1 protein-coding gene is annotated in these 335 nt (G+C 40.9%); it reads right to left on the minus strand.

Annotated features, from left to right (window positions below; all coding sequences use genetic code 11):
- Positions 1-138: 138 nt before the first annotated feature.
- Positions 139-335 (minus strand): YqiA/YcfP family alpha/beta fold hydrolase (locus AB4585_RS27675; protein WP_372171954.1); only part of this gene is annotated, 197 nt, incomplete at its 5' end.

Below are 335 nucleotides of genomic sequence, written 5' to 3' on the forward strand. Positions count from 1 at the left end.
GAGATTATCTTGCTCAAAAGAGCGCGAATTACACACGATCTGGATAAAAAAAGACCTGCATAAGCAGGCCTTGTTGATATGTTCATGCAATTGATAATCGTCGTCCTCGAATATCATTGGCTTGTTAGGCATTTACCTCTAAGCATTCTTAAATGCTTTAATGGTTTGCAGATGCTGAGAGATCTTCTTGAACTTGTGTGTTTCATGCTCATCCCAAATAATCTGGTAGTAATCTTCCAGCGCATCAGCCGTCACTGTGTTGTCATGAATCTCATCATGCTTCGACAGTATCACCATGCAGCGGTCTTTGTTTTTGATTCGATACTGCTCTACAC

Origin of the sequence: Vibrio sp. 10N.222.49.C9 (assembly GCF_041474985.1) — a bacterium.
GTDB classification, from domain to species: domain Bacteria; phylum Pseudomonadota; class Gammaproteobacteria; order Enterobacterales; family Vibrionaceae; genus Vibrio; species Vibrio crassostreae_C.